Consider the following 18,901-nt stretch of genomic DNA (forward strand, 5'->3'; position numbering starts at 1 on the left):
TCGTTCGTCGCTGCTGCCGCGCTACTCGCTGTCGAGCACCGGAGCGGTCGTCGGGAAATCGGGGTACTTGAGCTGCTTGTCCTTCTCCTTGCCAACAAGGCCGAGCCGCACGAACACCCGGGCCGAGCCGCCGGTCGTACCGGCCCGCTCCAGCCAGCCGCCGGCGGGATCGGGGATCGTGAACACGACGAGCTGGAGGATGTTGGCGACGGCGTCCTCCTTCTTCAGCTCCGCCTCCTCCGCGGCGTGCGTGTGCATCGCGATGAGCCGGAGGAGCGCCCAGGGGCCGCTCGCCTCGAAGGTCGCCGTCCGCTCCTTCGCGACCGCACCGGCGTTCTGCTCGACCGACGGGATGTCGGGGCTGTTCTTCGCCCACCGGAGCGTGAGCTGGACCGGGTCGCCGAGCCGCCAGGTGGCGGTCGGCTTCGGCCCGCCCAGGAACAGCCGCTCGTCGGCGATCCGCAGGCTCCACTCGGCGATCTGGTTGCCCGCCACCTCGCGCGCCTGGTTGACGCGGAAGGCGGTTGTGACGTCGAAGGAGCCGTCCATCGTCGCGTCCCCCTGCGCCCACATCGGCGCGAGGAACTCGCGCACCTTCTCCATGCGGTCGAGGAAGCGCACGACGTCGCGGGCGGCGGCGCCGCCGCGCAGCGACAGCACGGGCCGGAAGCGCTTGCGGAAGTCGCTCGCGTTCTGAAGGAAGAGCCGGACGTCGTCGGGGTTCGCGTCCTCCCGTTCGACGCCCGGCTCGAGCCGCGCGAAGGGGAAGCGGTCCGCGAGCGAGCGGTGGAACGAGCGGCGGAGGCTCGGGTATTTCGTGCGGATCTCCTCCGTGGCGAGCGTGGCGCACCGATCGCGGAGCAGGACGAGGATGCGCCGGCGCCGCCTGGCGAAGTAGTCGTCCGAGCGCACGTCGACCGGCACGCGCTCGATCTGCGCGATGCAGTTCTCGAACGTGACCGTGGGCAGGTCGTTGAGCAGGAAGCGCTCCAGGGCGGCGACGCTGTTGCCGGCCTTCTTCCCCTCGTAATCGCGGAGCGCCCCGACGATGTGTTGCCACGGCGCCATGTCGTTGACGGACCGGGCATCGGCCGCGACCTCGGCGCTCTCCAGCAAGCCGAGGACGGGCTCGGCGAGCGCGCGGGTCAAGGCGTCGGCCCGGCCCCGCTGCGCCACGGCGTACTCCGCGAGCTGCGCCCCGTCGCCGTCGGCGAGGCCGAACGCCTCGAACGCCGGGCTGCGCTCGCCGTTCCACCAGAGGAACGTCCCGTTCTTGACCTCGTAGAGCCCGTCGGCCTCGAGCGTCCGGCTGGCGAGGGTGAGCAGGTACGCGCCCTGGCCGCGCACGAGCGCGCGGACGCGATCGCGCACCTCCTCCAGCCCGAGGCGCCCCGCGGCCGCCAGGATCTCCCGCAGCGGCTCGCTCGCGAGCGCGAGGGTGCCGACGTCGGCGCGCACCGTCTCGACGCGGCGCGACTCGCTCGGAGGCGGGGCCATCTCCCGGCGCGCGGCCTTGCCCACCGCGGCGAGGACGTTGTCCCGCAGGTTGCGCAGGGCGAGCTCCCCGAGCGTGCCCCGCACCTTCTCCGGGAACCGCTTGAGCCCCTCCTCCTGCGCGAACGCCTCGTACTCCTTGAGGCGCTTCGCGCCCTCCTTGAGCTCCTCGACGTTCCAGCTCAGGCGCGCGTCGTCGAGGGTCGCCGGCAGCGGATCCACGTTGTCGACGGGCTCCATGAAGCGCTGGCGCAGGAGCGCGGTCGAGGGCTCCTTCAGGGCGGCGACGAAGGGCGAGAGCTGGAGCTGCACCTCGCCCTCCTTGCGCACGAGCAGCGGCCCCGAGAGCGCTGTCTCTGCGCCCCCGAGGTAGCTCTTCAGGAGCAGGAGCCGCCCCTCGCCGTCGTCTTTCACCAGGCCGTAGGCCGGATCGCCGAGCAGCTTCAAGGTGCGGACCGCCGCGAGCAGGCGATCGAGCGCGGCGTTCGGCGGGAGCTTGTCGGTCGCGACCCAGGAGAGGGTGGGCGCGGCGAGCCGCGCCTCGGTGCGCGCGATCGCGTCGTGCAGCGCGGCGAGGCTCGCGGACCGGTACTCGGGGCCGCCGCGCTCGAGCTCCTTCAGCCCCCGGACGAGCGCGTCGACGTCCGCGCGCAGCGCGGCCTCGTCGAGCGTCCGCGAGATGCGCTGGTAGAGCTGGCTGAAGAGGCGATCGGACCGGGCGCGCGCCGGATCGCGGTACGCGTCGAGGCCGAAGGGCGCGAGGGGCGGGATGGCGAGGAGCGCGCGCCGCTGGTAGGCCGTCGTGCGCGCGGGCGGGAGCCTGTGCTGGAGGACGGATTCGGCCAGATCGGCCACGCTCTGGACGCGCGCGTCGCCGGCCTCGGCCGTGGGATCCTTCGGCGGTCCGGCCACGAGCGTCTCGAAGCGCGCCACCTGCCCCTCGAACGCGGCCGCCTCGCGCAGCCAGGCCTCGAGCGCGACGTACTCCGGCGTGCGCTCCAACGTGGCCGCGGCGATCTCCGCGCCCGCGGGGGGCAGCGCGGGGGGCTCCCCGAACAGCGGGCCCGTCCTCGCGTGGAGGCCGACGCGGAAGGCGTCGAGGATCACCCGCTCGTAGGCGCTCGCGATCGCCTGCTCGATCCGCGCGTCGATGCCGCTCAGCCACGATCCGGGCACGAGCGCGGAGCGGAGCCGCGTGCCCTCGATCGCGCTCAGCCCCTGGAGCAGGCGGACGGATCGCTCCGCGCGCACCGCGCCCGAGGGGTCGGCGCTGGGGTCCTCGAGCTTCATGTGGCGCAGGCTCGCCGCCAGGTCGCTCAGGAAGGGGAGCAGCGACGCGGCGTGGCGCTCCAGGCGGTTGCTCTCGAGGCCGAGGAAGACGCTGTAGAGGAGCGCGAGCGCGACGGTGGCGATCCTCAGCGCCCGCACGACGCGCTGCCGGCGCTGCAGCGTGAGGCGGGTCGGGCGCGCCAGGCAGGCCTCGGCGATCACCTTCCTCTCGAGGAGATCCCGCGCGAAGAGCGCCCGCCGCCCGGCCGGCCTCTCCGATGGCGCCACGGGCTGCGCGGGCTCGGGCTGCGCCGGCGGCTCCAGGCCGACCCAGGACAGGCTCCGGACCGCGACGGGCTCGCCGCCATCGTTCGGGCGGAGGAGGTCCTCCAGCGCCCGCCTCAGGGGCTCGCGCAGCGCGAGGAGGGCGTCCGGAAAGAGGAAGTACGCCTCGACGCCCGCCACGAACGGCCGGTCCGCCGCGAGGCGGCGCGCTTGCATCGCGGAGAGCGCTGCGCCGACGCTGCCGAGCGCCTCGTCGACGAGGCCCGCGGTGCTCTCGACCCAGGCGGCGCCCGGCTGCGCCCAGCCGAGCGTCGCCTGGCGGAGATCGGCGTCGAGCTCGTGCGCGAAGCGGTCGAACCCGTCGAGCCGGTCGCTCTGCGTGATCGCGAGGTGGACGGGGACCTGCATCCCGAGGTGCTGCTGCGCCTCGTCGAGCCGCTGGCGCAGGTGGGCGATCTCCCGTTGCTGGGCCGGCGCCGCGCCGTCGCTGTCGAGCAGGTCGCGGGCGGAGAGCGCGACGAGGATCCCGTCGACGGGCCGCTCGGAGCGCGCGCGTCGCATCGCCTCGAGGACGGCGCGGAAGCCGGACGCGCGCGGCGTCCCGCCGCCTTGCGGCTCGTTCGCGAGCAACCGCCCCGCCGGCTCGACGAAGATCGCCCGCTCGAAGAGCCACACCTGGCAGGTCGACGGATCGCCCAGCGAGCGCGCGGTCGTCCCGGAGCGCGGCGTGAGCCCGGCGCCGGCGAGCAGCGTGGATTTGCCGGCGCCGGCGGCGCCGAGCACGAGGAAGCACGGGATCTCGTCGGGCGACGCCCTGAGCGCCGCGCGCGCTGCGGTGAAGAGCCGCGCCATCTCGGGCTCGAGATCGTCGGTCGGCGCTGCGCCTGCCGCGCGGCGCCGGCGGCGCGCGCGGAGGAACAGCGCCAGACCGACGAGCGCGGCGACGAGCAGCGCGAGGGCGATCGCGAGGGGCAACGTCACGGCGCGCCCTCGATCCGGTCGAGCTCCTCGACCACGCGATCGACGCGGTACAGCCAGACCCCCTGCGCGGCGAGCGCCAGCAAGCCCGCGACGACGGCGAGCGGAACGACGCCGGCGCGCAGCGACGGCAGCCGGCTCCGCGATGAGCCCCCGAGGGTGTGCGCGTGGGCCTGGGGGCAGAGCTCGGTGAGCCCGGTGGCCAGGGTGGGATCGACGCGCTGGAGGTGGAGCGCCAGGTCCTGCCGGTACCGCTCGGGCTTGTCGCGCAGGCCGAGCGCGCGGTATTTGCCCTGGAAGCCGAGCGCGAGGGCGGCGAGGTAGACGAGCAGCAGCGCGGAGGGGGCCGCGTCGTGTCCGGAGAGCACGTCGTCGAGCTTGCGGAAGATGCGCTCGCCGGAGACGTAGGTGTGGAAGACGTGCGCCTCCAGCGGGCGCTCCGCCCATGCGTACCGCCCGTCCCATTCGGCCTGGAGGAGGAGCTCATCGGCCATGGCGGCCATCACGTACTGGGCGTCGTCGTAAGCCCGGAGCTCGTGCTTGGTGAGCTTGCGGCCGAGCGAGACGGCCTGGGTCTCCAGGAAGTCGACGAGGCGCTGCCGCACCGTCTCGATGCCTGGCGCGAGCCCTCCGTGCGCGAGGGTGACGAGCTGTCGCTGCCGCACGACCTCGGCGTAGAACGCATGGAAGGCGTCGAGCAGGAGCGTGCTCCCCGCGAGCGCCTGCACGGGGCTCCCCTGGAGAGGGGCCGGGGCCTCCCGTCGTGGCGTCTCCACGGTGGCTGTGGCTCCTGCCGTCATGCTCGCTCGTCGGTCGCTTTCACGTACAGGACGAGCTCTGCAGGCCCGGCGGCCGCGGAGGGATCTCCCGTGTTGAAGATGAGGAGCGGCTCGCCGAGATCGAGGTAGGGGCTCGACGGCTCGAGCTCGAAGAGCACGGTCCCTGCGGGCGCGATCAGATCCCCGTGGCGATCGACGCGCCGCCGTCCGGCGCCGAGCACGCGGCTCTGCTGCATCTCGCGCGCGCGGCGCGCCGAGCCGATGAGCGCGCCCTCGACCCAGCTCACGACGTCCTTTTCCTGCGCCCCGCGGCGGCCGCGCACGGCGACGAGCACGGGCCGCCCGGCGAAGCGCCGCTGGAACTCCACCTGGTAGCGCCCATCGCCGAAGTCGAAGGGGTGAGCCGTGAACGACTCCAGGATGCCCTCGTCGACGAGGCGGAAGACGTGGTCGCGCGCGGTGCTGAAGGTGACCCGCAGATCGTCGTGCTGGTAAGCGGGCAGGACGGGCGGGACCGGCATGCGGGCGAGGGCAGCGAGGTGGCCGACGAGGGAGGAGAGCGCGAGGTAGAGGGCGTAGGGGTGAGATCTGCCCGTGCCGAGCACGACCTCGAAGGGGGGCAAGGCGGTGACGAGGGCGTGGATTTGCCGGCGCAGCTCCTCGAGCACGTCTCGCTCCTTGCTGCGAGAATGCGCGCTGAGCCTGTCGGCGAGCCGCAGCGCCTTTTCACGCAGCCGCGCGGTGATCTGGCCGCACATCGCGCCGAGCGGCGAGGTGAGGGGGACGGTCATGCTCGGCGGCAGGTACTCGGTGCGCACGAACGCCTCCCCTTCGCGCCGCAGCTCCGCGACGGGCAGGCACACGAAGCGGGCCGGCGGCGCGGCCGCGACGAGCAGGCGCGCCACCGGGACGAGGCGCGGAATCGGGAGCGGCTCTTCTCCCGTGTTGTCGTCCGGGACCGGCGCTCCTTCGATCGAGCGATAGCGGGCGAGATCGCCGCCGGTCGCGGCGCCGCCGAGGTGCTCCTTGGGAACGGCGAGGTACGCGGTGAGGGGGCCTGCCGCGAGCTCGGCGGCGTGGGGCTTGAGGTCGACCTGGAGCTCGGGATCGCGCGCGGTGTGATGGACGACGAGGTGATCGGGGAGCACGGCCTCGACCTCGAGGACGCGCAGCGTGCCGCTCGCGAGCAGCCCGGCGTCGATCTCGAGGTGGTGGACCCCGTAATGGAACGGGTGGAGCTGCCCGAGGTGGTAATCGAGGAGGCGCTCGGAGCGCCGCGCGGCCTCCTGGAAGTGCTGCGGCGAGAGCAGCATGCCGTCGTGCCACTGGACGGCGGCGGGGACTTCCGCGGGGCGTCTCATGCGTGAGCTCTCCTGGCGAGGCGTGGCTGCCTGGCAGCGTGGCTGTCCGTGGCGCGGCGCGTCGGGAGCTTGCCCGCGGTCATCGGTTCTGCTCCAGGGCTTCGAGGGTGGTCACGGCGAAGTCGCCGTCCTGCAGCTCGATCCGGATCCGCTGCTGGGAGCCGAGGCGGATGCGGTGGGATCCGGGCGCGCGGTAATTGGCGAACACGAGCGGCTTCGCGTTTCGGGGGATCTCCACCACGACGGGAGGCGGCGTGTACCCCGGCACGAACTCCCATTCCCACTCCGTGAACGCGTCTCCGCCAGGGAAATCACGCCGGAGCTGATCCCTTTGCTCGTACCACTGCTTCGCCGACATCTCGGCGAGGCGCTCGAACAGTTTCGTGTCATAGACGGCGAGGAGCGTGACAGGGATCGGGGAGTTCTGGTTCGCCAGCGCGGCGATGCGGATCTCGAGAAGAAGGCGAGTAGCGACCACCCCGCCCCCGCAACCCATAAGCGCGCAGGCCGCCAGCAGGGCCCCGAGGATGCGGCGGAGCGAACTCCGGCGCCCCCGGACGCCGGTCGGGTACGGCATGGAAGCGATGGTAACTGGGGGCGCGCGGCGCATGGAAAAAAACTGCAGAGGCCGGTGAAGCGGCCGATGCGGGCGAGGCGCTCGCCCGATTGCTGCAACGAGCCATGAGCGCCGCGTCGAACGACACGGCGCCGGCTGGTTCGGTGCTGCGCGCGCGGAATGCTTCAGGCGCACTGGCAACGAGTCCGACACACGAAATACCTCTTCTTGTCGAGATGTTCATGTGTGCAGGGCCGGCGCGGTGTGCCGGGGTCTGCGGAATCCGAGGAAGGAACGACCTCGGAGGGGCTCGCAGGAGAGGAGACGGGCTCGGTCTCGCGGCGCGCGAGCCGGCGGTTATGGGGCTCGTGACCGCGCGCTATTCCGTTGGCCCGCGCTGGGCACCCACGTAAGATGCAGCGGGGACTTGGTTGTGGAGGAGATGCCGGCTGCGCACGACGGGCGCGGAGGCGCCATGACCTTCATGCCACCTTGATGGAGCACCTGAGATGTCCGCTTCGACCTGCGCGGGGTCCGACCAACTCTCCTCTTCGCCGCGTCGCTCTCTCGGCCGTCGGTCTGGCAGCTGGGCGGCGGCGGTCCTGCTGGGGTGCGCGCTGCTGGGGTCGACGGCGCCGGCCAGCGCGAGCGATCCCGAGCAGCTCTTCGAGAGAGGGATGGCAGACCTTCAGGCCGGTCGTCACGACGCGGCGTGTCCTCTGCTTCGCAAGAGCTATCGGCTGGAGAAGCGGCCGCGGACGCTGTTTCATCTTGCCGAGTGCGAGGAGCGGGCGGGGCGCATCGCCACGGCGGCGCTGCACTACGATGAATACCTCGACGCGCTCGAGCGCCTGTCCCCTCCGGAGCAGCAGGACGAGGCGGCGCGGCAGAAGCTCGCGCTGGAGAGGCGGGAGCGGCTCGACGCCGACATCCCCCGGGTGACGTTCCGGCTGCCGGAGGCGGCGCCGAAGGGGACGAAGGTGACGCGGTCGTCGAAGGCGAGCCCGGACGCGGTGCCGGTGGTGCTCGGGGTGCCGATGCCGGTCGATCCGGGAGAGCAGTGGGTGAGGACCGAGCCGCCCGGGGGGCCGCCGCGGGACAGGCGGTTCTTCGTGAACCGGAAAGAGCGCCTGACGATCGATCTGACGGTGGCGCAGCCCGGCGATGAGGCGAAGACGGTGCGATATAGCCGGCCGCTCGAGCCTGTGCCGGTGTTGCTGCCGCCCGCCGTCGACGAGGGCATGTCGGGGTGGAGGCTCGGCGGGTACATCGCGGCGGGGGTGCTGGGGCTCGGCGGGATAGCAACCAGCGTGGTGACGGGCGTGGTGGCGGCGGGGCAGAAGGATACGATCACGACGAACTGCGCCGGCGGCTTCTGCAACGAGAAGGGCGAGGGCGCCGCGGATCGTGCCGCCACGATGGGCGTGGTGAGCACGGTGGCGCTACCTATCGGTCTCGTCGGCGTTGCGGGGGTGGTGTTGCTCCTCGCGACGGAGCCCGATCGTGTGCGGCTCGGCGGAGCGAACCGCCCGACGATCGTGAGGCGTTCTACGCCCGTGATCCTCGTGGGCGCGTCAGGACGGTCCGAAGGCTACGTGGGGGCGACGTGGACATGGTGATGCGCGCGTACTATCGATTCGTCGCGGGCCTGATGCTCGTCTTCGGTGTGCTGAGCTGCACGGCGGTCCTCGGCATCGACACCGACTACGGTGACAACCCGTGCAACGGCGAAGCGCGGCTTCCCCCGCTCCAGTGTGGGGTCGGCGCCTGCCACCTCCTCGTGCCCGCCTGTGACGGAAAGGGCTTGCCGGACGCCTGTGGTCCCCAGGTGGGGATGAATGACGAGACCCCGAACGGCATCGACGACAACTGCGACGGCGTCGTCGATGAGGGGTCGGCCTGCGAGGCGGGCCAAAGGCAGGAATGCTATGGCGGCTCGCCGCTCACTCGCGGCATAGGGCTCTGCCACACGGGTATCCAGGAGTGCGCGAACAACGTCTGGGGGGACTGCGTTGGCGATCTCCTGCCCTCCGAGGAGATCTGCGACGAGCGCGACAACGACTGTGATGGCGACGTCGATGAAGGGTGCGAGTGCGCGCCAGGGCAAGAGCAGTTATGCTATGGCGGCAAAGAATCGACGCTCGGGGTGGGGAGCTGCAAGCAGGGCAAGCAGACGTGCGACGGCGGTACCTGGGGCGACTGCAAGGGCGACGCGCTCCCTGGGATCGATGAGTGCAATGGGTTCGACGAGGACTGCGATGGGGTGCCGGACGACACGTGCGATTGCGTCGACGGAAGCACCCAGAGCTGCCATGAAGATCCGGCGGTGGCAGGCATCGGCGAGTGCGCGACGGGCACGCAGGAGTGCAACGCTGGGAAGTGGGGGCCGTGCAAGGGTTATGTCCTGCCCAAGCCCGAGATATGCAACCTGAGAGACGACAACTGCAACGACGAGATCGATGAAGGCGATCTCGGCGAGGGGCTGCCCTGCTCGGTGCCCGACGTGCTCGGTCCCTGTCGCAACGGCATCACGGTGTGTGGGCCGAAGGGCCTCGATTGCCAGCAAACCATCTTTGCGGCGGCGGAGCAGTGCAACGGGGCGGACGACGATTGCGACGGTATCCCGGACCAGGGCAACCCCGGCGGCGGAGCGCAGTGCTTGATCACCGAGAACCCGGAGCTCAGGGGCGCCTGCGCGGCTGGCGTCAAGACCTGCGAAGGGGGTGAGCTCAAATGCCGGCAGGTGAATCTCCCCGTGGTGGAGGCGTGCGACCGCATCGACAACGACTGTAACGGCATCATCGACAACGGCAATCTCTGCTGTCTCGACACGGTGCTCAACGGCGCCGAGTCGGACGCCGACTGCGGAGGGGTGTGCGGGTCGACGTGCGCGCCGGGGAGGCGGTGCAACCAGGACTCCGACTGCGAGAGCCTCGTCTGCGAGAGCGGCACCTGCCGCGCTCCGACGTGCAATGACAGGCGGAGGAACGGCAGCGAGGCGGACGTCGACTGTGGTGGCAGCTGCCCGATCGACTGCGCCATCGGCCAGTCGTGCGAGATCCCGAGCGACTGCGAGAGCCTCGTCTGCGCGAGCCGCGTGTGCATCTCGCCTGGCTGCGACGATGACGTGCGGAACGGCGGCGAGACCGACACCGACTGCGGCGGGGCAGACTGCGCGAGCTGCGATGACGGCCGGGCCTGCGTCCTCGACCGGGATTGCAGGAGTTCTCGATGCAGCCACTCCATCTGCCAGGTATCGAGCTGTACGGACAGGGTGCGGAACGGGAGCGAGACCGACACCGATTGCGGGGGAGAGAGCTCGTGTCCGCGGTGCACGAGCGGCGCTCGATGCCTCTCGGGGAGGGACTGCCTGAGCAGCGTGTGCATCGAGCAGACCTGCGCAGAGCCGACCTGCGCCGACCTCGTCCGCAATGGCAATGAGGCGGACATCGACTGTGGCGGCCCGTGCTCGGTGAAGTGCGCCGTCGGTCAGCGCTGCGTCGGCAACGGTGACTGCGCGAGCAATGTCTGCACGGACGGCTTCTGCGCGCAGAAGGGGCCCGGTGTCCGGTGCGAGAACGCCAGCGAGTGTGCCTCGGGGAACTGCGTTGACGGGTTCTGCTGCGATTCGGCCTGTGCCGGCCTGTGCATGGCGTGCAGCAACGCGAAGAAAGGTCGGGGAGAGAACGGCCGCTGCGAGCCCATCACGCCCATGGCGGACCCGGACAACGAGTGCTCCGACGAGGGGCGCAGCTCTTGCGGCACGAACGGGTTCTGCGATGGGGGAGGGCGCTGCCAGCTCTACCCGGTGGGCACGACGTGCGGCGAGCCCGCGTGCACGGCGAGCTTGTCGGGCGCCTCGCGCGCGCCGCTCTGCAACGGCGCAGGCGACTGTGTTGACGCGGGCACCACGGACTGCGGGAACGCCGTCTGCTTCGCGGGGGCCTGCCAGAACGATTGCTCGCGGGTGGGCGATGCGGGCTGCTCCGCGACGGCCTATTGCAACGGGCTGACGTGCGTCGCGAGGAAGGTCAACGGCACGACGTGCAGCGCAGCGAGGGAGTGCCTGAGTGGGATCTGCACGGATGGTATGTGCTGCGACCTTCCGTGCAACGGGGCGTGCGAAGCTTGCACCGCGGCGCGGAAGGGGCCGGGTGGTGGTCCTGACGGCGCCTGCGGGCTCATCGGGGCTGGGCGTGACCCGGACAACGAGTGTGCTTACCAGGCGCCGACGACCTGCGGCACGACCGGCTTCTGCAGCGGCTTCGGTCGATGTGAATTCCATGCCGGTGGAACGACGTGCGCATCGGCGAGATGCAGCGCAGACGGGCTGACGGCGTTCAGCCCTGGCCTCTGCGACGGCGACGGCGCGTGCGTGGACGGCGCCGGTGCGAGCTGCGGAAACTACCGCTGCTCGGCCGGCGCCTGCCTGGAGCGGTGCGGGCGTATCGAGGACTGTGCGCCGACCGCGTACTGCGACGGCGAGCGCTGCGTGACGAAGAAGGACGAGGGGCAGCAGTGCTCGCGCGCGAGCGATTGCGCGAGCGGGTACTGCGTCGACGGCGTCTGCTGCGATGCCGCTTGCACGGGGACCTGTCGAGCCTGCTCCGCCGCGAAGAAGGGCTTTGGTCGAGACGGCCAGTGCACGAGCGTTCTCATGGGCGAAGATCCTGACAACGAATGCGCGACGCAGGCCCCGGCCACCTGTGGGATGACCGGCGTGTGCAGCGGGGGGGACTCGTGTCAGCTGCATCCGACGGGTACGGTGTGCCGCGGGGCGAGCTGCGCGGCGGACGGCGTCACCTTGAATCAGGCGGACGCCTGCGATGGCCAGGGGCGCTGCGTCGATGCGCCCTCGGTGAGCTGCGGCGTGATGGCCTGCGTCGGCGCGGCGTGCTCGACGACGCTCATGGCCAACGGTGGTCCGTGCGCCGACGGGGACGAGTGCGCGAGCGGGCACTGCGTCGATGGGGTCTGCTGCAATACGGCATGCGGTGGCGGCGACGACGGCGATTGCCAGGTATGTGACCTGACCGGGCGCTTGGGGACGTGCTCCCCCGTCCCGCGCGATACCGTATGTCGATCGGTGGCGGGGACGTGCGACGCAGTGGAGACCTGCGATGGCACGAGCACGGCCTGCCCGCGAGACGTGGTGAGTGCGGCGGGAGCGGAGTGCAGGGCGGCGAGGGCGGGGGGGTGCGACGTCGCGGAGAGCTGCAACGGAGTGAGCGGCGTGTGCCCTGATGACGCTCACATGTCCGACATGACGCCATGCGGGAACTATGTGTGCATGGCCGGCAGTTGCGCGACGAGCTGCACGAGCGATTCCGAGTGCGCGCCGGGGGCGCTCTGCACGCTGTCCAACGACGGAACGCGGCGCATCTGTTCGCGGCACACGGTGCTCATCCTGGGTAGGCGCAGCACGAACCAGGGGGACACCGTCTCGCTCGTCGGCGCTCACTTCCATCCCGGAGGAAGCTGGACGGCGGCGGCGCTGAGCGGCGCATCGACTGGGTCGCCGCCGGCGTTGACGCTGAACGTCGCGGAAGGGATCGGGCTGGTGCGAAACTCCGAGCTTCAGGGGGCGGCCCCGTTGCGCTACACGCGGTGGTCCTACGAGACCGAGACGTGGTCGCGCTTCGCGGCTCCGCTGGGCACCGAGCTGATGACGACAGGCGCGCCGGTGCTTGGCTCGCTCGGGACACGGACAAGTGCGGCATACTTCGAGGACGTGGCGGGGACCCCCGATCCGCTGGACAACTACTTCTATCTCCAGTTCGCGGGAGGTAGCTGGTCGGCAGCACCCGAGACGGCAGCTTCCGTCGAGTCCCCGGGGGTGAACGTAATCGGGTTCGGCCTCGCGGTGCTGCCCCAGACGGAGCGTCCATGGATGGCCTTCCCTGTCAACGCGCCGAGGGCCGGACAGGCGTTCGAGCGGACCGGGGTGAATTCGTGGGTTGATAGAGGAACGCCGGATCTGAGCGGCATTGGCGGGACGCCGCCCTCGTCGGTCGCGATGGTCGCCACGAGCAGCGAAGACCTGCTCATGGTCGTCGTCGTGGAGAACCAGATATTCTGGACGAAGCGCAGCGGGGGGACGAGCGGGGCGACGAGCTGGGGGACACCCGTCCGACTTGGCTCCGCGACGACGGCGTACCCGGTCGCGCTGGCAGCGTTGCCTGGAGGCGACGCCGCGCTCGCCTACCGAGCCGGCGAGAGCGACCCGGCTGGGCACTTGTATACGAGTTTCTACCGCCGGAATACAGACACATGGTCTCCGCCCCTGCCGTTCGTTGACTCCAGCGGCAGGCCGTTTCGCATCCTGGGCTCACCGGCGATCGCCCGAGGCACCGGCAGGGGATCCGGCTTCGAAGCCGTTGTAGAGCTCGCCTACGTGATCCTGAATTCCGAAAGCATCGAGCATACGCGCTGTAGAACGCTGGGGGTGGGCAACACCGGTTGCTCGGACTGGACGATGCCCGTTCGAGTCGACGCCAGCCGCAGTGGGTTCACCTCCGTCGCGATCGCCAGCATGCCTTGAGCTCAAGCGGTGTCCGGCAGGGGGCCCCACGTGGGCAGCTGCGAGCTGCTCCTGTGGCTCAATCGAGCAGATCGAGCTGGCGCGAGACCCGCCCCGCTCGGCTCACTCCGCCCTCGTCGCCATCGCTTCGTCCTTCGCGACGGGAGCCGTCGCCGGCCCCGCGCCGACGCTCCCGATGGCGTCGGTCGTGCGCTCACGACGCGGCGACGCATTTTCTGAAATCACCCGCCCCGCCCGCCCGGAACTCCTTAGCGGAGACACCCCGCAGCGCGGCCCCTTCCGCGCCGGGGGGAGGTGTTGCCATGACCGCACCCAGGATTCCGCCGACCTTGCCCGCCGCGCAGCGCGCCCCCAGCCCCGTGCTACCTTCTGGGCCGATGCCGCCGTCTCTCCGCGTGATCCGCCGCTCCGAGGTCGTCCCGGACCTTGAGCGCTGGGTGCTGACGGAGGAGACGGTGCCCGAGTCGAGCCCCCATGATCTGTTGAGCGAGCGCATCCGGGCCCTGCTGCTCGGCTGGGCTGCTCGTGCCGGGCGCGCGGTGAAGATAGGCCGCAACCTCGCCGTCCGCTGGGACCGCAAGCACCCGCAGCTCGGGGTCGACCCGGACGTCTACGTCGTCGAGCCGCCGCCCCCGGAGGGGGACGCGGTGCGCAGCCTGAGGCTCTGGAAGATGGGCCATGTCGCGCCGCGGCTCTCCGTGGAGATCGTCAGCGCGCAGCACCCGACGAAGGACTACGTCATCGCGCCGCAGAAGTATGCGGCCTGCGGGGTCGAGGAGCTGTGGATCCTCGACCCGTTCCACGAGGGCCCGCGCGCCCACGGCGGCCCGTTCCGCATCCAGATCTGGCGCCGCGTGGACGACGCCATGTTCGTGCAGGTGCATGCCGGCGAGGGGCCCGCATGGTCGGAGCTCCTCCGGGGCTGGCTTCACGCCGCGCGGACGCCGGCCGGCGCGTCGTTCGACCTCAGCACCGACGAGGCCGGCGCGGAGCGCTGGTTGACCCCGGAAGAGGCAGAGCGCTCCGCCAAGGAAGCTGCCCGTCGGGAGGCGGCGCGCGCCCAGCGCAAGGCCGAAGCCGCGCAGCGCAAGGCCGAGGCCGCGCAGCGGGACGCCGAGGTTGCGCAGCGGGACGCCGAGGCCGAGCGCGCGGCCCGCGAGGCTGCCGAGCGGCGCATCCGGGAACTCGAGGCGCTGCTCGCCCGCGCTCGGTAGCGCTGCGCCCTCGCCCTGTCTCCGTCCGGCCGTCACGAACTGCGCCAGCACGACGCGTGCGACGACCGCCTCAGCCCCCGACCTGCGCTCTCAAGCTCAGCCCTCCGGCTTCCCCTCGGCCGAGAGGTCGATCTCCTCCAGCCTCCCCACGAGCGGATCCTCGCTCCCGAGCTGCTGAAACGCCCCTGGATCGCTCCTCTCGAGCGCCGAGAGGAGCTGCGCCAGCCCGCGCTGCGATCCGTAGTAGTTCGACATCTCGTGATCCTCCGCGGTGATGCAGGCGCGCACCGCGCTGCGGGAGATCTGCGGGAGCCGCAGCGCCTTGAGCGCCATCGACCACAGGCCGTCGATGCGGTTCTGGTCCGCGGGGAACTCCAAAAGGCCAGCCATGGTGAGCAGCATCGCGCAGCGCTGCCCCCTCGGCGTGGACAGCGCCCCTCCGCTGGAGAGGTGGCCGAGATCGAAGGCGCGGCGCATGGCGTCGGCCGCGCACAGCAGGCGCTTCAGCTCCTTGGCCGCGTGGCTCAGGTGGCTGTGGAACATGACCTCGACGGAGAGGCCGCCGAGCGCCTCCTTGCTCTGCTGAAAGCGGGTGACGGCCGGGAGCCGCCCGAGATCCTGCTGCGCGGCGCCGCCCGTGGGCACGTCGTGGGGCGGCTCGCGGTGGCTGAAGAAGCCCCCCGACTGGAAGGCATAGTAGAGCTCGCTCTGGCCCGCGAGCCCCGCCCAGATGTCCGAGTACTGCGCGACGCGATTGAGGCTGCCCGCCGCCCAGTTGAGGCCCGCCGCGCCGTCGCCGCCGATCTGCGACGCGCTCACCCCCGGGTCGCGCGGCGTCATCGAGGCCTCGATGTCCTCGGCGATGTCCGCGAGCTGGAAGTCGAGGAAGCCGTCGTAATAATCCGCGCGCCCGTCCCGGTTCACGTCGGAGTAGCGGGCGACGACGAGCGGGTGCGAGGGCCCGACGAACTGCGAGAACCCGGCGATCTGCGCCTGCGGGTGGGGCCACTGCGCCTTCCGGAGGCGCGCGTCGAGCTCGGCGTGCGACGCGCGCTTGCTCATCCCGCGCAGCGCGGCGACGAAGCAGTCGACCCCCTCGGAGGAGCTGACCACGCCGTCCGATCCGGTCCTGAAGTACGTCGAGTCCCACGAAGAGTAGATGTCCGCGTCCGGGAACATCTGGGAGACGGCAAAGCGCGTGGTGAGCCCCGCGCACTGCGAGTTCATCATCAGCTTGTATCCTTCCTGCTTCACCTGCACCGCGGCCGCGCGGAGATCGAAGGCGCCGAGCTGGGCGTGCCGGTTGATGAGCACCCCGATGAAGAACGCCATTCCCATCTCGAGGTTCTCGTCGCGCGGGGTCGCCGTGCGGGCGAAGACGCGGATGGGCTCGCCGGCGGGCGTCTTGAAGGGGGCCTCGAAGGCGCGGTAAGGGCTCCAGCCGTTCGGCGACGGGGGCGCCTCGGGCGGGAGGGCGATCTCCTTGAAGCCGTGGGTCGACACGAGGATGCTGCACTCGCCCTCGTGGAACTCCGAGGCGCCGCACATCGCGAGGTTCCACGGTCCCGTGAGCTCGTCGTAGGGCGGCGCCTTGCGGAGCAGCCCGCGGACGAGCCCCCGGGCTCGCTCCTGCTGGGCCGCCGTGAGCCCCGGGGCGCGCAGCTGGAGCAGGTGGATCGCGTGCGCGCGCAGCGCCGGCCGGGCCGCCTCGTCGCCCGCCTCCCTCTCGATGAGCGCGAGGATCTCCTCGGCGGCGCGCTCCGCGACCGGCGCGAAGCCTCGGTCGTCCAGCGACGTCGCGATGAGGTGCGAGAGGATGGTCGTCGCCGCCGAGCGCAGGGTCGCAGCGGCGGTCGGATCGCGCCTCGCCTCCTCGCCGCCCACGGCCGCGATCTCGAGCGCCGCGCGCGCCTGATCCAGCAGCGCCGCGCCCCGGCGCGCCGAGAGCCGCTCCTTGCGCTCCGGCTCCTCCGGGTGGAACGCGCTCGGCGGGAAGAGCTGCGTGAGGGTGCTCGTCCGGCGCGACGAGATCCACCGGGCCGCGGTGACGAGGGCATCGCGGGCGGCGGGCCCGTCGGGGCCGAGCGTCGGGCTCGCGCTGAACACCCCGGCGGGCAGGAGCCAGAGCGGCGCGGCGCCCTCGCGCCCCGCGTTCAGGTCGAGCGGCGCCGCCTGCGACGCCACGCCCGGATCCGGCACGACCTCGACGTTGGAGACGGCGACGGCGCGCAGCCGCCGGCGCACGGGCGAGTGGCCGGGAAACACGATGAGCACCGCCCTGCCTTCGCCCTCCCGGAGCGCCGCGAGGCTGTCCCCGGGGACCGGCGCCGAGAGCGAGATGGCATAATCGCTGTCGCTCATCGCGACCGTGAGCAGGTGAATGCCTGGCGCGGACTTTCGCTCTTCGAAGGCGGACGACGCGGCTGGCCCGACGGCATCCACGCTGCCAGGCAGGTCGACGAACCCTCGGGGCGAACGGATCCGGACGATGACATCGCTGGGCATGACGCTCTCCTGAGGTGCGGGAGCGTCGCCGCGTTCAAGATCCCGGCGCAACAGGAATCCGACCCGGCAGAGCGCTGGCGTATCGCGTCACACCCGGATCAGGGCGAGCTCGACACTGGCTCGTTCAGGCAGCTCCCTCAATGGCTCTCCGGCAGATCCGGAGTTGACCAGATCACTCCTTGTTCGATGGAGCGCGCGTCGCCGGCGCGATGACGGGGTGGCGGGGCGACTCTTGCGCTGACGAGGCGGAGCAGCGAAGCAGCGAGAAGCCTGCTCCGGCGGCGATGAGCACGCCGGCGGCGACGAGCTTGATCCCTGCGCGCTTCGCGCGGCGCGCCCCTGCCGACGAGGCGACCGCTCCCTCTTCGGCGAGCGCGTCGGTCGCGCCGGCCGTCTCCGGCGAGGAGAGCGCCGCGGCGTCGGGCGGCGCCTCCAGGGAGGCCGCTCCGGCGCCGCGCGCGCGCGGCCGGTTGCTCGAGGGGGGCGCTGGCAGGAGGCTGCCTGCGCGCAGCGTCGCGGTCGACGCCTCCCCGTCCAGATCGGCGGTGCTGGCCGGGAACGCGTCGCTGATGCGGGCGTCGGGCGCGAGCGAGCCGCTGACGCGGGCGCTGGGCACGAGCGGGTCGCTGGCGCGGGCGCTGGGCACGAGCGAGTCGCTCTCCGGAACCCTGGGCGCCGCCGGGGGGCCGAAGGGGCGGAGGGCGACGGCCGCGTAGCGCTCGAGGAGCGCGCCGACCTCGCGGAGATCGGCCGGGCGCTGCGCGCGGTCCGGGCTGAGCATGCGATCGATCATGGCCGCGACGTCGGCGGGCAGCGTGGGCGCGCTCTCCCCGATCGGCTGGATGGAGCCGGTCAGGATGCGCTTCATCACCTTGCCCATGTTCTCGGCCTCGGTGGGCCGCACCGAGGTGAGGCACTCGTAGAGGATGACGCCGAGCGACCAGATGTCGGCGCGGTGATCCACGTCGTGCTCGCCGAGGATCTGCTCGGGCGACATGTAGTACGGGGTCCCGAGCATCTCGCCGCTCCCGGTGCGTCCCCAGGACCAGCTGGTCTCGCCGGGCGCCGCGGTGACCTTGGCGATGCCGAAGTCGAGCACCCTGACGCGGGCGTCGTGCGGCGCTGCCTCCCGCGCATCCGCGGAATCCGTGGAGCCAGACGCCGGCGCGCCGCTCGGGGGCTCCGCGGCTGCGCCGGGCGAGGCTCGTGGCGCGGCCGCGTCGGGCGTGAGCAGGAAGATGTTGTCGGGCTTGAGGTCGCGGTGGACGATGCCGAGCGCGTGCGCGGTGCCGACGGCCGAGATGACCGGCAGCAGGATGCGCGACAGCTCGGGGAGCGGGATCTGCGCCTCGCGCAGCAGCTTGTCGCGGAGCGACTCCCCCTCGAGCAGATCCATGACGAGGAACGGCGTCCCGTTGTCGAGCTCGAGCACGTCGTGGATGGATGGCACGTTCGGGTGATCGACCGCCGCCGCCGCGCGCGCTTCCCGGACGAGGCGCCGCCGAGTCGACGCGTCCTCCGCCGTGCCGGGGCGCAGCAGCTTCAGCGCCACACGTTCGCCGTCCGCGAGGTGGGTGGCGGCCCAGATGACCCCCATGCCTCCCTCGGCCAGCTGGCGATCGACCCGATAGCGACTTGCCACCAGGGCGCCCGGCATCAGCGGATTGCTCACGCGGAGATCAGGATACCACGCGCCGTCCTCCCGACCCTCTCGGCGCGCCTCATACGCCCAAACACCGCTCCGGTCGGACAATTACGTGTTCGACGCAGCACCGCGCACCCCGGCACGCCATGCGACATAGGCGCTCGTGTGTGCGTCCCTGTTGCCGTAAAAGCGCGGTGATCTTTTCAACATGGGTGTTCGGCTGCTCACCGCGACCCCGGGAGCCACATAACATCACCGACCCCCTGTACGTCCC

General features: G+C 71.6%; 9 protein-coding genes. 3 read left to right on the forward strand and 6 right to left on the reverse strand.

What is annotated here, in order from left to right; all coding sequences use genetic code 11:
• Nucleotides 1-21: 21 nt before the first annotated feature.
• The 4 genes from WMF45_RS51475 to WMF45_RS51490 form a co-directional block, all read right to left on the reverse strand.
• Entirely contained in the window at nucleotides 22-4,029 is a 4,008-nt protein-coding gene (locus WMF45_RS51475; RefSeq protein ID WP_437714901.1) for a type VI secretion system protein, read from the reverse strand.
• Nucleotides 4,026-4,826 carry a DotU family type IV/VI secretion system protein gene (locus WMF45_RS51480; RefSeq protein ID WP_437714902.1) on the reverse strand — a complete coding sequence of 267 codons (801 nt, stop codon included), beginning with the start codon at nucleotides 4,824-4,826 and terminating at the stop codon, nucleotides 4,026-4,028. The genes WMF45_RS51475 and WMF45_RS51480 overlap by 4 nt, the downstream gene beginning before the upstream one ends.
• On the reverse strand, nucleotides 4,823-6,166 hold the full coding sequence (gene tssK / locus WMF45_RS51485; protein WP_437714903.1) for a type VI secretion system baseplate subunit TssK: 1,344 nt from the start codon (nucleotides 6,164-6,166) through the stop codon (nucleotides 4,823-4,825). Before tssK ends, WMF45_RS51480 begins: the two co-directional genes overlap by 4 nt.
• A gap of 79 nt (nucleotides 6,167-6,245) precedes the next feature.
• Nucleotides 6,246-6,743, reverse strand: a complete 498-nt coding sequence (locus tag WMF45_RS51490; RefSeq protein ID WP_437714904.1) for a type VI secretion protein — start codon at nucleotides 6,741-6,743, stop codon at nucleotides 6,246-6,248.
• A 656-nt stretch (nucleotides 6,744-7,399) separates the two neighbouring features.
• Here WMF45_RS51490 and WMF45_RS51495 point away from each other — a divergent pair.
• The 3 genes from WMF45_RS51495 to WMF45_RS51505 all read left to right on the forward strand — a co-directional run bounded on the left by WMF45_RS51495 (nucleotide 7,400) and on the right by WMF45_RS51505 (nucleotide 14,477).
• Nucleotides 7,400-8,341 carry a hypothetical protein gene (locus tag WMF45_RS51495; RefSeq protein ID WP_437714905.1) on the forward strand — a complete coding sequence of 314 codons (942 nt, stop codon included), beginning with the start codon at nucleotides 7,400-7,402 and terminating at the stop codon, nucleotides 8,339-8,341.
• The gene (locus tag WMF45_RS51500) at nucleotides 8,335-13,263 is read left to right on the forward strand and encodes a MopE-related protein (RefSeq protein ID WP_437719676.1); all 4,929 of its coding nucleotides are present in this window, start codon (nucleotides 8,335-8,337) and stop codon (nucleotides 13,261-13,263) included. Before WMF45_RS51495 ends, WMF45_RS51500 begins: the two co-directional genes overlap by 7 nt.
• A gap of 377 nt (nucleotides 13,264-13,640) precedes the next feature.
• Complete coding sequence (locus WMF45_RS51505) at nucleotides 13,641-14,477, forward strand: Uma2 family endonuclease (RefSeq protein WP_437714906.1); 837 nt, start codon at nucleotides 13,641-13,643, stop codon at nucleotides 14,475-14,477.
• Nucleotides 14,478-14,573: 96 nt separating this feature from the next.
• Here the strand turns inward: WMF45_RS51505 and WMF45_RS51510 are convergent, their stop codons facing one another.
• Both WMF45_RS51510 and WMF45_RS51515 read right to left on the reverse strand, forming a co-directional pair.
• Nucleotides 14,574-16,982: a hypothetical protein gene (locus tag WMF45_RS51510; RefSeq protein ID WP_437714907.1), complete on the reverse strand. Its 2,409-nt coding sequence runs from the start codon at nucleotides 16,980-16,982 to the stop codon at nucleotides 14,574-14,576.
• A 172-nt stretch (nucleotides 16,983-17,154) separates the two neighbouring features.
• The gene (locus WMF45_RS51515) at nucleotides 17,155-18,654 is read right to left on the reverse strand and encodes a protein kinase domain-containing protein (RefSeq protein ID WP_437714908.1); all 1,500 of its coding nucleotides are present in this window, start codon (nucleotides 18,652-18,654) and stop codon (nucleotides 17,155-17,157) included.
• Nucleotides 18,655-18,901: the final 247 nt, after the last annotated feature.

The sequence above is a fragment of the Sorangium sp. So ce448 genome (assembly GCF_051520915.1).
Lineage (GTDB): Bacteria > Myxococcota_A > Polyangia > Polyangiales > Polyangiaceae > Sorangium > Sorangium cellulosum_B.

Excerpts from the sequence above, each read along its gene's own strand:
- WMF45_RS51505 (WP_437714906.1), top strand. The coding sequence starts at position 13,641 with ATGCCGCCGTCTCTCCGCGTGATCCGCCGCTCCGAGGTCGTCCCGGAC.
- tssK (WP_437714903.1), bottom strand. The coding sequence starts at position 6,166 with ATGAGACGCCCCGCGGAAGTCCCCGCCGCCGTCCAGTGGCACGACGGC.
- WMF45_RS51500 (WP_437719676.1), top strand. The coding sequence starts at position 8,335 with ATGGTGATGCGCGCGTACTATCGATTCGTCGCGGGCCTGATGCTCGTC.
- WMF45_RS51490 (WP_437714904.1), bottom strand. The coding sequence starts at position 6,743 with ATGCCGTACCCGACCGGCGTCCGGGGGCGCCGGAGTTCGCTCCGCCGC.
- WMF45_RS51480 (WP_437714902.1), bottom strand. The coding sequence starts at position 4,826 with ATGACGGCAGGAGCCACAGCCACCGTGGAGACGCCACGACGGGAGGCC.
- WMF45_RS51495 (WP_437714905.1), top strand. The coding sequence starts at position 7,400 with ATGGCAGACCTTCAGGCCGGTCGTCACGACGCGGCGTGTCCTCTGCTT.
- WMF45_RS51510 (WP_437714907.1), bottom strand. The coding sequence starts at position 16,982 with ATGCCCAGCGATGTCATCGTCCGGATCCGTTCGCCCCGAGGGTTCGTC.